General features: G+C 43.4%; 15 protein-coding genes. 1 reads left to right on the top strand and 14 read right to left on the bottom strand.

The annotated features are described in order from the left end of the window. Positions 1-52 precede the first annotated feature (52 nt). From LBC_RS00270 to LBC_RS00255, 4 genes are all read right to left on the bottom strand, one after another. Positions 53-301 carry a hypothetical protein gene (locus tag LBC_RS00270; RefSeq protein ID WP_221254141.1) on the bottom strand — a complete coding sequence of 83 codons (249 nt, stop codon included), beginning with the start codon at positions 299-301 and terminating at the stop codon, positions 53-55. Then, positions 247-396, bottom strand: coding sequence for a hypothetical protein (locus tag LBC_RS00265; protein ID WP_221254140.1), 150 nt, complete (start codon positions 394-396; stop codon positions 247-249). The genes LBC_RS00270 and LBC_RS00265 overlap by 55 nt, the downstream gene beginning before the upstream one ends. A 484-nt stretch (positions 397-880) precedes the next feature. Next, positions 881-1,036 (bottom strand): hypothetical protein, encoded by a 156-nt coding sequence (locus LBC_RS00260; RefSeq protein ID WP_221254139.1) that lies wholly within the window; start codon positions 1,034-1,036, stop codon positions 881-883. Positions 1,037-1,476: 440 nt separating this feature from the next. Next, a complete protein-coding gene (locus tag LBC_RS00255) occupies positions 1,477-2,367 on the bottom strand; it encodes a DMT family transporter (protein ID WP_221254138.1) in 891 nt (296 codons plus the stop codon). Between the two features lie 189 nt (positions 2,368-2,556). Between LBC_RS00255 and LBC_RS00250 the strand changes: the two genes are divergently transcribed. Further along, complete coding sequence (locus tag LBC_RS00250; protein WP_221254137.1) at positions 2,557-3,042, top strand: toxin-activating lysine-acyltransferase; 486 nt, start codon at positions 2,557-2,559, stop codon at positions 3,040-3,042. A gap of 921 nt (positions 3,043-3,963) precedes the next feature. Here the strand turns inward: LBC_RS00250 and LBC_RS00245 are convergent. The 10 genes from LBC_RS00245 to hisI form a co-directional block, all read right to left on the bottom strand. Further along, complete coding sequence (locus tag LBC_RS00245) at positions 3,964-4,122, bottom strand: hypothetical protein (RefSeq protein ID WP_221254136.1); 159 nt, start codon at positions 4,120-4,122, stop codon at positions 3,964-3,966. A gap of 97 nt (positions 4,123-4,219) precedes the next feature. Further along, positions 4,220-4,375, bottom strand: coding sequence for a hypothetical protein (locus LBC_RS00240; protein ID WP_221254135.1), 156 nt, complete (start codon positions 4,373-4,375; stop codon positions 4,220-4,222). Positions 4,376-4,932: 557 nt separating this feature from the next. Then, positions 4,933-5,601, bottom strand: a complete 669-nt coding sequence (locus LBC_RS00235; RefSeq protein ID WP_221254134.1) for a NapC/NirT family cytochrome c — start codon at positions 5,599-5,601, stop codon at positions 4,933-4,935. A 10-nt stretch (positions 5,602-5,611) separates the two neighbouring features. Continuing rightward, positions 5,612-6,040 carry a cytochrome c3 family protein gene (locus LBC_RS00230; RefSeq protein WP_221254133.1) on the bottom strand — a complete coding sequence of 143 codons (429 nt, stop codon included), beginning with the start codon at positions 6,038-6,040 and terminating at the stop codon, positions 5,612-5,614. Beyond that, positions 6,040-7,614 carry a flavocytochrome c gene (locus tag LBC_RS00225; RefSeq protein WP_221254132.1) on the bottom strand — a complete coding sequence of 525 codons (1,575 nt, stop codon included), beginning with the start codon at positions 7,612-7,614 and terminating at the stop codon, positions 6,040-6,042. Before LBC_RS00225 ends, LBC_RS00230 begins: the two co-directional genes overlap by 1 nt. A gap of 328 nt (positions 7,615-7,942) precedes the next feature. Further along, positions 7,943-10,204, bottom strand: coding sequence for an AraC family transcriptional regulator (locus LBC_RS00220; protein WP_221254131.1), 2,262 nt, complete (start codon positions 10,202-10,204; stop codon positions 7,943-7,945). Positions 10,205-10,206: 2 nt separating this feature from the next. Further along, complete coding sequence (locus tag LBC_RS00215; RefSeq protein WP_221254130.1) at positions 10,207-10,992, bottom strand: TSUP family transporter; 786 nt, start codon at positions 10,990-10,992, stop codon at positions 10,207-10,209. A 101-nt stretch (positions 10,993-11,093) separates the two neighbouring features. Beyond that, positions 11,094-11,648, bottom strand: a complete 555-nt coding sequence (locus LBC_RS00210; protein WP_221254129.1) for a DUF2393 family protein — start codon at positions 11,646-11,648, stop codon at positions 11,094-11,096. Further along, the gene (locus LBC_RS00205; RefSeq protein WP_221254128.1) at positions 11,648-12,178 is read right to left on the bottom strand and encodes a DUF2393 family protein; all 531 of its coding nucleotides are present in this window, start codon (positions 12,176-12,178) and stop codon (positions 11,648-11,650) included. The genes LBC_RS00210 and LBC_RS00205 overlap by 1 nt, the downstream gene beginning before the upstream one ends. Beyond that, positions 12,168-13,073: a phosphoribosyl-AMP cyclohydrolase gene (gene hisI / locus LBC_RS00200; RefSeq protein WP_221254127.1), complete on the bottom strand. Its 906-nt coding sequence runs from the start codon at positions 13,071-13,073 to the stop codon at positions 12,168-12,170. The genes LBC_RS00205 and hisI overlap by 11 nt, the downstream gene beginning before the upstream one ends. Between the last annotated feature and the right edge of the window lie 7 nt (positions 13,074-13,080).

Below are 13,080 nucleotides of genomic sequence, written 5' to 3'. Positions count from 1 at the left end.
GGCAAAAAGCTCGCTTTTAACCAAGACTAGCTCGGCTATGTCTTTACCGTTTCTAAGAGCTGGCATTATCTTTGCTAGCCTGTGCGAAGTGGAGCTTTTCATCATATTTTTTCTCGCCATCGCTGCCGACCTTATGCGCCTCTAGCGCAAGTGCGCTACTTGCAAGGCTAGCGTGCTTTTTAATGATATTTAAAGCCACTCTAATCTCAGACAACTTGACACTAAAATTCTCACCAAGTCCACTAGCTAGATGATAACTCGCTCCCTTGCGTGCGTAAGCAGGATGTAGATTTTCTGCCAAAATAACTCCTTTTCATGCTTTAAGGTCGTGTGCATAAACGCCACGAAGCTGTGGATTATTATGGTATCAGCCTCAAGCCCCTTAATAGACTGCATAGTAAGCGCTTTCGCCCCATTTAGCGGAATTTGCCGTTATATCTATTTGACTGATTTTTTTGCTATTACTTAGCACCTTTGCCTAGCCTTTTGCAAGCTTCATAACGCACGCTAGGTCTTGAAATTTATCAAAATCGCTAATGATTATCTCGCCCTTTTCTAGCACTGTTTGCGCGTCTGATAAAAAGCCATTTTCTAAGTAGTAACTTTTTTATAATACTCATTTAACTTGCGGTCGTTTTCTAATATCTTATTAGAGCATACGGTAGACTTTTTGCTACCTTGCATGGCAATTTCGTCAAATCTCGGATAGTAAAAAATATCAGCTGCTAAGTGTATAGCACATAAGTAAAGCTTCTGCACATAATCAATGAAAAAGACAAATTAGTTTACACTGTCATACATCACACACATAAAATCAGGCGAAATATCTTAGGTATTATAAACTAAGACATAATCGATTGGGTGTATATACTAATGTGCTTTAATAGTGTAAAATCGGATAAATTACAATATTTCGTGTTTGACATTTATCGCCAAAGCACTCTTGAATGCTACTGGCTAGCTCTTTGTTAAAGCATGGGATTAAGAACTTTTTACTATCATATTTTTCTAGTCTGTTTTCAATAGAATCAGCCACAGTCTAGCCTGTGCTAGCTACGCCCATGATTATGCAAAGCCAATAGTGTAGCTGCTTATTTGGCAGCGTTTTCACACTTGATTTTGCAAAACTCATCTGCGTCCTTACGCGCTATATTTGGGAAAAATGGCTCTAAATTCGATATTTATGGGTATTTTATTAAGCTTGTTTTGTAGCATCGTCATTAAATTTGGCGGTAGCTTTTTGCCTGAGCAAATACACCACAAAAATCTAGATAAAGCAGGATGATGTCTGTTTCAAGGCTACTTACGGCTAGATTATCAAGACCTAGCTTGTAGTAGTTTTGCTAGCTGTCTTGATTTGGTATTTTTTAATGCTCTTAGTCACGCTTACTTTGCCCATATCACTCTTAAAAGCTTAGAAATAGCCCCACATTATGGCTCATATCGCATTTGAATGAGCGCAAAACAAAACTTCTCCTACCCCTTTCTTAAAAGCCAAATACAAGCCAAAATAAGCCCAAAGCCAGCATAATCCCACACCACAAATCTATCCCCCAGCCATACCGCACTAAACACCGCTGCCGCAACTGGCTCGACCGCTGCTAGCAGGCTTGCCTTTGCTGCTCCTATGGTGCTTACACCATACATAAAAAGTCCAAATGCAAAGACTGTGCCGACTACTACTACGCTAGCCATCGCCCACGCCCCACTCGCATCACTCACTCCGTCTAGCTCCCACGCACGCACGCAGACAGCCAGCACCGCACCGCCTAGTATCATGGCTAGGGCTAGGTTGGCTGATAGTGGATGTCGACGGTTTAAATTTGTAGGTGCGAGCGTATAGACTATGACGCCAAATATACAAAGCAGACACATTGCCAAAGCTTTTGGGCTTATGGCTAGGCTAGCAAGGCTAGCATGAGTAGAAAGTAAAAATACTCCACCCATAGCCGCTACTAGCGCCACTATCTCTATCAGGCTAGGTAGCCGCCTAAAGCGTAAGCACTCTATAGCTAGCAAAAATGCAGGTACGCTATACTGGATAGTCGTAGCTACTGCGGCGTTGCTAAGCTCGATGGAGTAAAAATATGCCCATTGTGCTAAAATCAACCCAAATATCCCATATATACACAGCGTGCCAAAGTCCTGCCAACTCCTAAGTGCGCCAAAACTAGCCCAGCCATAGCGAAGCAGCGAGTAAGCTAGCATTATAAGCCCGCTAGTGATAAGACGCACCGAGACGACGTAGTCTGCGCTTAGCCCCTTTTGGGTGAACAAATACTGTCCACTAGCTCCACTAAAACCCCAGCACACTCCCCCAACTAGCGTGGCGATGACGCCTATTTTATAGCTTTTTTCACTCTGCATTTTATTCCTTTTAAAAGCTAAGATAATAGCAGAAAAAATTAAATTTTTGCCTGTTTAAAATATCGTGCTGCATGGTTAATTGATAATGGATATCTTAACTAAAGCACTGATTAAGGCTATGGGTTATATAATTGATGGCGAATGCAAGCGCAAGCGAGTTAGTAAAATCTATATGACACAAGGAAAAAAATGGATAAATTTGAGATTTTGGGCAAGGCGTTGTGGCTGTGGAGTTGCTCGCCCTTGCATAGCAAATGGCCGCTACAATCGGCGGTTAGCTATGTCATACCGGCGATTGAGTTTAATCAATATAGCCTTTTAATGGGCGATGATGGTATGCCTAGAGGCTGGGCTAGCTGGGCATGGCTGGATAAATCCGCCCAGCAACGCTACATACTAAACCCAAACTCCCTACGCTACGAAGATTGGAAAAGCGGCGATAGACTGTGGTTTATCGATTTTATCTCACCTTTTAGCTTTAAAGACACAATAAAGCTACGCCGCCAAATGGGCAAAATCCACGGCGATAGCTACCTAGCCCGCTCCATACGCCTGCGCAGTGGCGGCAAAGCCGTGATCGTCGAACACAGCGGTGGCAGCGTAGATGTGGCTAGAAGCAAGGCTATGGCCGATGAGTTTTACGCAGAAGCGAGTGAGATTTTTAGGAAAGAATAATTTTTGCCTTTTAAGACAGCTTTGACCTAACTTTCCTTTATTATACCTCCCATGTCAACTTTAATAAGTTTGTACTTTTCAAGTGAAGTTTCTTGAAAAGTACAGTACGATATTGAATTAATTACATAATGCTTATCATATAATCAATCAGTATAGAACAATTTATAAACGTTACAGTTTAAAATTTGATGCAAGTAAATTTTAAAAAACAATTCAATACCTTACATTTACGTAGGAGGGGACTCATAATCTAACCTATTTATTCTTGATATAAAATAGAAGCAATTATATACTTAGAAATTTCTTAGACAAACCAGAATAATGACGAATAGTAAAATGCGCTAACTTGAGTAAAATAATTTATTAAATTAAGTATATTGTAAGTACAGTGAAGCAACTTAAGTGATAAGTTTTGTTTAAATTTAGTCTGTATTCTGCAGAGATAGGGTGGTAAAAGTATATAAACCCATATTTTATTGCTGTAAAAAATATAATAGAAATTTGTATGCAATATTATGATTGTTTTAAATACACAAAATTTTTAAAGAAAAAATCTATATAATCTCAAAATTGCTCCAAAGATATATTAAATCAATAAGCCAACCCATCTCACAGCCCAAGACCCCTCCTCCTATGCATCCCTGTTTGAAGCTCTTTAGATTGGTTATTTTTAAAATGCCTAAGCAAAATGTAAAAATAATCCACCTCAGCAAAATACTCACTCACATCGCTTCCTGCATATCTCTTTAGCATCTTGCCACTGGGTGAAATTTACACTAACACGAGCTGACTAAACCGCCACCAAGCCCTATTTACACCGCTCTCATCGCCCCTTTGACGAGCGATTAATAAATCCAAGCACGCCCCAATCGCCTAGATTATTATCCTTCCAGCTTGGGCTAGCTGGGGCTATGACTAGGCTTAGCCACTCATTAAACCCAGCCCAAGCCCCAAAATAGACACTGCGCAAATGGCGTAAGGAGCGAAGAAATTTATCTCAGACCTGGACTGATCGCCATCTATGTGGCGTAAAATAAGCCACTCTTTTAATATCCTACTAGGAGTATCTTTATAGCCCATATCGCCGCTAACGCCTTAACAAAGCGAAAGACCAAAGGCTGCGATAAAGTCTGTTTTAAGCTTGCTTGAGACGTGCGAAAAGCCATTATTATCGTAGTTAGGCGGTTGGGCTAGAGGTAAAAGACAGCAGCGACGCACACTTGCGTAGCATTGTGGCTTTGTTTTGGGCTGGAATTTTGGCTAGGTCGATGCCTAAAAAGTTAGCCTTTAAGCAAGAAATAAAAAGAACAAAAATGACAAAAAGCCTTGGCATAATCTCCATTTGATTTGGAATTTAAGTTTGATTTTTTAATTTTTCTGGGCAAAGCATAGCATTTATTTGCTTGACAAGCTCTTGGGAGGGCTTTGGATTTTAGGCTTTTTTAAATTTAAAAGCCGCTTTGATTGAGTAGCTGAACAAAAAGACGTAAATTTAAAACTGTGCAAAAAGGGGCTTAAATAGGCGCAAGCTATCTTAAAACTAAGTCCCAGCCAAAAACAGGCTAGAGCCAAACCAAAGCCTAGCCCAAAAGGCTAAATCAGCCAAAAAGACAAAAAACTAATCCAGTCAAAAGCTAAGCCAAAAATCCCCAGCTCGACAAAGTCAGCTTCAAGCCAGCAGTCATCACAGTTAGCCAAATTCAAAAGCCAGCAAGCTAATAGCCCATAAGTATGGGATCACTTAGTCTTTGCGTTGGCAGTTAGCATTTTACACAAGTAAATAGGCAAATGGGCGAGCCGCTCAACATTAACGCAAGCAAATAGACTAAGCATGAGCGGCTTAAAGCACGAGCTATTGGACTAGCAAATTTAAACTAGCCAAGTTTGCCTCTACTTCACGCCGTTTATTTGCTCCCACTCTTCCCAGCTTTCGGCGACTTTGTGCCTGGCTTTTATTAGCATTTTGCCTAGCTCCTTATGCCCCACGTGTTTGTGACAGTCGGTGCATTTAAAGCTATCCGCACCGCCTTTTAGCTCGAGATATTTTAGGTGCATTTTAGCCGCTGCCCTGTCTTTCTCGCTGCCTAAGGCTACCTGCTTTACGCCGCTTTTACTTTCAGCCAAAGCCACGTCTTTTACCCCAGCTTCGCCAGCCAGACGCTCCAGCCTTGCCCTATCCGCCACTCCAGCGTGGCAGTTTAGGCAGGCACTATCATAAGTGTGCTTTGCCCTTGCCTTGTCTCTACCCGCTATCCAGTCCTTTTTGCTGGCATCCCCAGTAAGCGTCGTATAGCCTTCGCTTAAGCCGTTTTTAAATTTCACAAACAAATACTCAGCCAAGCTCTCGTGCGGCAGGTGACAATCGGTGCAGCGAGCCGCCACGCCCTTTGCGTTTGCTCTGCCGTGAGTGTCGTCGGCTAGGGCGGTCTGGGCTATCGCTCCGTCCCACTCGTGGCACGACCCACAAAATGGATAGTCAGCCGTCTTTTGCACTACCACACTTACACCCCATACAGCCAAAACGCCCAAAAACGCTCCTAAAATCAAGATCTTTTTCATCACGCTCTCCTTATTTTACGATTAGGCTTTTTAAGCTGTCTTGCGTGTGGCAACGCACGCACATATTCTCGCTTTTGCGGTGGGAGCGGTGGCAGTTATCGCAGGCTAGGGCTGCGTAGTGCGGGCTTGCGTGGATATTGTCATTATGTCCCAAAGCCCCCGTTGCACTAGCTAGGGCTGCGTAGCTGTTGTGGCAGTTTAGGCAGGAGCTTAGCATAGCCGAGCTATACTGAGCTGGCTCACTTTCTTTATGGCAGTCATTGCAGGTTAAATTTAATTTTTTATGCACCCCAGAAAGTGGGAACTTATCCGCGCTAAAGTCATTTATCACCACACCATTACTAGCGTGCAGGCGTTTATCTACCTTTAGCCCCTCACCAGCGTTTAGTGCCGATACAAAGCCCAAAACAAGCAGAATAATAAATTTAATTCCCCTCATCACGCACCCCTTTTTGCATTATACACGCTAGCTAGCTTTGCGCCAGCTCGCTTGCCATAGACCAGGCAGTCAAGCACGGCGTTGCTGCCTAGGCGGTTATAACCGTGGCGTCCGCCTGTTAGCTCGCCAGCGGCGTATAGATTTGGCACGAGCGAGCCGTCGTTTTTATAGACTTCGCAGTCTAAGTTGGTTTTTACTCCACCCATACAATGATGCACCTTTGGCCCAGGGCGCGCGGCAAAAAATGGAGGCTTTTCTACCTTTATATACCTGCCCTTATAGGGCGAGTAGTTTCGCCCAAACTCAGGGTCTCGGTAGCTTTTATCCGCTTCTGAGCGAGCGACAAATTCATTATATCGCTTTAGCTGGGCTAGGAAAGGCTCGCGGTTAATGTGATAGTAGCTAATCAGCTCATCAAGAGTGTCAAATTTCTTTATCGCCCCTACGCTTAGCCCACGCTGAAAGTCCTTTACATCGACGGTTTTAGTCCCCTCCATATCCATTATGAGTATTGGCGGGTTTTTGCCGCCTTCATTCATCGCCCAAATAGCGTCGCTGCCTACCTTGCGGTCGGCTATTTCATTAACAAAGCGAAGCCCAGTCTTGGCATTTACCATTATGCCATACGCATATGCGCGCGTTATCCAGCGATACGCAAAGCCAAAGAATGGCTCATCAGCGCTTGTAACGTGCATTCGCTGAATATAGGACATATCAATAAATTTAATATCATCGGCTAAGAGCTTTTTAGCCGTATATCCTGTTGCGCCTGCGTGGTTTGTCGTTAGCACGCTCTCTTTTAGTGCTGGGTCAAACTCCTGCCTAAATCCCACATCAGCACCCCAGCCCCCAGTGGCTAGCACCACGCCGCCGTAGGCTCTATAAAAGCGTCTTGCTCCGCTTTTATTCTCGCTCTCATCGCCCCTGTTTTCAAAGTCAAACTGATACTTCTCACGCACGGCAATGCCCACCACTTCGCCCTTTGCGTTAAAGACCAACTCATCCATTATCACCCTTTGGCGTATCTCGCCGCCCATAGCCAGGATTTTATCCTGCAGCGGGCGAGTGATGTAGCTGCCAGCCCCAGCTGAGTGGCTGCGAGGGACGCTGTGTCCGCCGCTGCGGCTGACCCATTTAAATTTGACGCCATTTTCCACCAGCCACTCAAAGGTCTGTGGCCCAGCGTAAATCATCGTCTCCACAAGTGCTTTGTCGTTTAGATTGTGTCCGCTTTTTAGTGTGTCGGCTATCTGCAAAGCTGGGTCGTCCTTTATGCCGTCGCGCGCTTGAATACTCGTGCCAGCCACCGCCATAGACCCGCCGCTGTAGGCGGAGTTGCCCCCTAGGTAGGGCATTTTCTCTATCATCACGCACTTGCTTAGTCCGTTATCCATTAGGCTTAGCATAGCTGCACTGCCTGCAAAGCCGCTTCCTACGACGATAGCGTCAAAGCTCTCATCCCACGCTGGCACGTCCGCTTCGCTAAGCCTTGCAAATAGCCCGCTTGGCATAGCCAGACAGGCACCAAGGCCGGCAAGCCGCTTTAGGCTCTTTCTGCGTTTTAAATCTAGCATACTCTCTCCTTTTTAAATTCAGCCTTGATTTAGCCGTGTTTTTTGGCTTTGGTGCAATTTAAGCTTGCCAGCAAGCCTGACACCAATATCAGGTTTTGAATCTAAACCAAAACCACGCCACAAAGCCTTTTAAATTTTACTCAGCATTTTGCCACGTGCTTAATCAAAACTTTAAGAAAAATACTAGCATATTTTTTTATGTATACTGCGTTGATAAAAATAATAAAAATAGCCATAGCACTTTTTATTAATTTGTAAAAGTGCTATTTTATGGGACAAATTTAACTATTGGCCAAAAATGCTAATTCATAAGAATAAACGCAAAAAATCAAATTTTAAGATACAAAAAGTCAATCTCTCCGCTTATTTTTGCTTGAAAATAAGCACTAAAAGGCTCAAGATGAATGCTTGGATTATAAAATTTCGCCAAAGCTAGGTTTAGGCACTCCAGTCCAGTTAGCCCACTAGAGCCCACATCTATCCTAAGCCACTCCCCGCCAGATAGCCACACACAGGCAAAGCCGCAATCTTGCTTGGCTGGGGCGGCATAAATTTGATTTTGTGTGCTGGCATTTGGGGTGAAAATCATCACTTCACTCACGCCTAAGGCAGTGATATTTTCTCTTTTGTGGCTTAGGGCTATGCGTTGTTCGCTCATTCTCATCCGCTCAAATTTTAGCTCGCCGCCCTTTATTTGGCTTGCTTGGCGGTATTTACTAGGCGTTAAATCAAAGGCTTTAATAAAGGAGCGGATAAAGGTCTCCGTGTGAGAAAAGCCGCATTTTAGGGCGATTTCGCTGATTTTATCATCGCTAAATTTAAGCAAAAAGCAAGCCCTGCTAAGCCTAGCAAGCCTTAAAAAGCTAGCCAAACTCTCACCCACATACTCCTTAAAAAGCCGCTGAATATAGTGCTTGCTATAGCCTGTCGCACGTGCTAACTTTTGCACGCACAGGCTCTCATCGGACAAATTTAAAACGATGAAAATCAAAAGCTCCTCAAGCTGTGGGTTGTGCTGAGCGGACTTTTCCTGACGCTGCAAAATGGGGCTAACGTCGCAAAAGTTAAGAGAAAGTGAGTATGGAGCCTGCTCGCCAAAGCTAGCAATAGTAAGTAGATAGCTCTGCACGGCTTGGGAATTTTGCATATTAGTAGTCAAATCTTGAAAGCCATTTTGCATATCTTGACTGCTAATAATGGGAGAGTTTTCCTTGTCTTTTGAGCTAGTGCTAGCAGAAATTTCACCTCCTTTTAAATCACTGCCAAAACGCTTTGCCCTAACACATAAATCCTTACTCCATAAAAAGCTTGCCACATCACACAAGTATCCCATAAAAAAGCTTTTATTTTTTGCCATATGCTGCTTAGTAGAACTTTTAATCTCGCTCAAATTATCGCCAAGACAATCTTGCTTTGATTGTGCGGGCTTATCGCTAAACCCATCCGACAAGGTCTTACTTGTGCTAGATTCATAAATCGGAACTTGCGTAAAGCTAAGATTAAAATACCGCACCTGCGTATCCCGTGTCGCAACCAAAAGCTCCCTAACCAAATCTTGCCTATCTTGCGGGCTTAAAAATACGCACTCCTGTATAGCTTGTTTTAAATTTGACCTATCCGTAAGTCCAAAAAAGCTGTCTTTAACTTGGGATTTTGATATTATATTTAGACTCTCATCGCAGTTTATGATTATACCATTTGTCTGAGTAGCAAGTAGCTCTTTTATATATGTTTCACTTGCATTTAGGCGGCTTGCATCTTTTTTATTCTTAGCAAGCCAAAAGAAATTACTAAACACATAAATGCCAATGCAAAGGGCATAAAAGAGCAAATTCCAAAGCAAGTAAGCCCCTAGCTGACTGGTATAAATCTTCCTATCCTTTTCAAAAAGAAGTCGCCAGTTTGTCCTACTGATACCAAAACTAGCAAATTTATCCATATCCACGCTTTCAAACCTTAGCGTGGGACTTGGACTAGTAAAACTTGCTAGTATCTCGCCGTTTTTGCTGATTAGATATAGATTTTTATCATAAATGCTTTGATATTCCTTAAAATACTTGCGTATGACCTCAAATGGCTGCCCACCGCACAGCACTCCTGGCTGAGAAAGCACCTGCACAGGCGTGCAGATACTCACGCTCCGCCGCCCCTGCCGCATAGAGATATAAGGCTCGCTGGCTATAGTGCGGTTCGCACGCAAGGTGTCGTTATACCACGCGCGGCTTTTTAGGTCATAATTATGCGGCACGACGTAGCTAGCGTCTGAGATGTAAAAGCTGCCATCATCAAGCCCCAGTATAATGTAAGGAAAACTCGTGCCTTGGCGCAGACGTTCTAGCGTGCTGCCTAACTCCGTGGGGCTAGACAGCGGCTCGCTTTGCAAAAGTCCAGCTATCCTATCCACATCTTTAAAATTTGACGCATTCCAGCTTTCTATTTTGCTATGCACCATACTAAAAAGCTCGCGCTCAAAGCGTTTGATGTTGCTGCTTAGGGCGGTGTAGTTAAAGTATAAATTTAAACCCAAAAAGAGCAAAAATGCTACGTTAAATGGAAGCAAGGTGCGGATATATTTTTTAGAAAAAATCACACTTAAAACCCTTGTATAGCCTGATACACAAGAGTGCAAAGCATAAGCAAAACAACGGCATAAAGCACCTTTTGCACCAAAGCTCCGTCTGTTTTTATCGCATGTAGGCTGGCTATGTGATTTGCCACGACGCTAGAGATTATCATAGGAATCCCAAGTAAAAATGCCATCTCTCCAGCCATGGCAAAAGCGATAAATGCGCCGATATTTGAGGATAAGTTCAGTATCTTTGACGTCCCACTGGATTCAAGCAGACTAAGCCCATTTAAAAAACTAAGCGCAATTATAAACAAGCTCCCAGTACCTGGACCAAAAAATCCGTCATAAAATCCCACCACAAAACAAGTAATAAAGCTAGCTATCAAGCCTGTGTTTTGCCTGCTTTGTCTAGGCTTTAAAAGCTTTTTAAAAATGGCTATAAAAAGCCCGAAAGGCAAAAGTGCCATGATGATAAACGATACCATTTGAGCAGATAAAAGCAGTATGATTTTTGCCCCCAAATAAGAGCCAAAAAGTGCGGCAAGTATCCCAGTAGGCAGTACTTTAAGCACGATATGTCCGCCCTTTGCGAAGTTTTTAATAGCGGCAAATGTACCAATGGTGCTAACTAGCTTTTCCTGCCCTAGCGCAAACTGCGGAGTAAATCCAGCGAGCATAAAAGCAGGTATTAGCACAAGCCCAGCCCCACCCGCTATAGCGTCGATATATCCTGCTATAAAGGACGCTATACTAAGTACTACAATACCCCAAAATGCGCTTGTTTGCATTAAGCTGTCATCTATAAACAAACTATCCCCCCTATGTTTAATCTTTATTTTAAAATAATACCATTTTAAATTTAAATTAAACCATATAAAAAAAGGGGGGAGGGCAAATTTAAAGCCAAATATCAGTAGCAGCTTAGCTTTGTAACATACGTGGTATTTTTAAAATACGCAGGATATGGCATAAAAACGCTAAAATCAAGACTCTTTTTTGGCGGTAAATCCCTAGCTATGACGGCGCTGTGCTCAATCACATTTGGTCTAGACTCCTTGCTGGTACTTGAGCTAAACCAGCCAAAAAAATCTAAGCCGCTTGGCTTAAACACGCTTGAGCCGTTAAGCCCCTCTGAGCTTAGGGGGTTATTTATGAGTTTTACGGTAAATTTACAGCTTGATAGGGTGAAGTTTCCTAAATTTCTAACCGTAGCCTTAAAAACTATACTTTCATTTCGCAAAATCCTAGATGAGCTGACATTTTCTAATTTTGATATTTTTGTATATTTATCCACAACAAACATCATAAGCAGCGATATGGTCGCTAAAATCAAAAAATTTGCAAGCAGTATAAGCCCAAAATATCGCCTCTGCACCCTCCATGCAAGCACCGCCAAAAGCAGATAGACAGTCCAAATCGTAGCCAAAACCAAAATATGCACGACGGTAAAATAGCTAGCACTCATCAGTAACACTCCACTCGTTTTTTAAACCCATACTCTGCGGCACTAAAGCCTTTAATAGTGCGGGTTATATGCTCGCTCTGGCTTGGCGACAAGGTGCTTGAAATAGCTATAATATGGGTACGAAAAGGGCGTAGTGAGTTTAAAAAATCTTTTATAGATTGCTTACTTGGGTGGTAAAAACTAAGATAAATTTGACATCCCAAAAGCGGCTTTTGCCCCTCGTTTTTAAGGTTAAACTCAACCAAAAGCGTATCTGAATACTGAAGTTGACGAGCATTAATATCAGAAATACTAACGCTATGCAGCCTAGCACCTAAAAATTCATGCATAGTATAAATTCCATAAAAAAATCCGCCAAAGCCAGCCACAATCAGCAAAAACCCCACCTGCCACCACGAGCGCGCAGCGATAAAAATAGCCACAAAAATTACAAGCAAAAACGCCATAAGAACAAAGCCATACGCCAGCCACTCGATCACTCCAGCGTGGGCGATAGCAAATAATATGGACGCTTTTATGCTACTTAGCACGGCTATTTTTCTCCTCTATGCCACTTATGCCAAAGCGACGAGAAAGCTCATCAAGCACCGCTTGAGGGTGCGTATCAAGCGCACAAAGTGCAACAATAGTGTGAAAAATCATATCAGCCGCCTCATAAATCACCGCCTCCTTTGCGCTTTTGGCGATATTTGGCTTTATAGCTTTATCCTGAGATTGTGGCACTGTGGCCGCATTTGGCTCATTTATATCCTGTCCCAGCCGCCTAGCAAACTCCGCCTCCTTGCACGCCATGATAAACTCGCCTGCCTCTTCGGCGACTTTTTTTAGCATAGCCTCATGCCCCTTAGCAAAAAGACTGGCTACATAGGAGCTTTTTGCATCGCCGCTTAATCGCCGCTCAAGCACAGCGTGATAAAGCTCATCAAGCACGTCATAGTGCGGCTTTACTAGCATTGATGGCTTGCTATCTGGCTTTGGCGTGAGTGATTGCTCGCAGGGGCTAGAGGCAATAAAAAAGCTCTCATCATCAGCGCATTTTACGCCTTTTATAAGCTCGGCTGCGCTTAGCTTGCCATTTTTAAATTTATCCACAAGCTCGTGCGCACTGGCGCTAAAAGCGTCCACGCCCCTATAAAAGCAGCCCTTTCTGCCAGTGTGGCAGGCCACGCCCTCTTGGGCGACTTGCAAAAGCAAAGTATCCGCATCGCAATCTAGCCAAATAGCCTGTATACGCTGGATATGTCCGCTACTCTCGCCCTTTTGCCAGAGCTTTGCACGGCTTCTGGAGTAGTAGTGTGCAAGCCCTGTAGACAGGCTAAGCGCAAGCGCCTCCTCATTCATATACGCATGCATTATGACCTTGCCGGTCTCGTTTATTACAATAGCTGGCAGCAAGCCTCCTAGCTTATCCCACGCTATATTCATAGCGCCT

Source organism: Campylobacter sp. 19-13652 (assembly GCF_019702925.1).
Classification (GTDB): domain Bacteria; phylum Campylobacterota; class Campylobacteria; order Campylobacterales; family Campylobacteraceae; genus Campylobacter_A.
The sequence above is the reverse complement of the archived record's forward strand: the minus strand, read 5'-3'. Positions and strand labels throughout refer to the sequence as shown.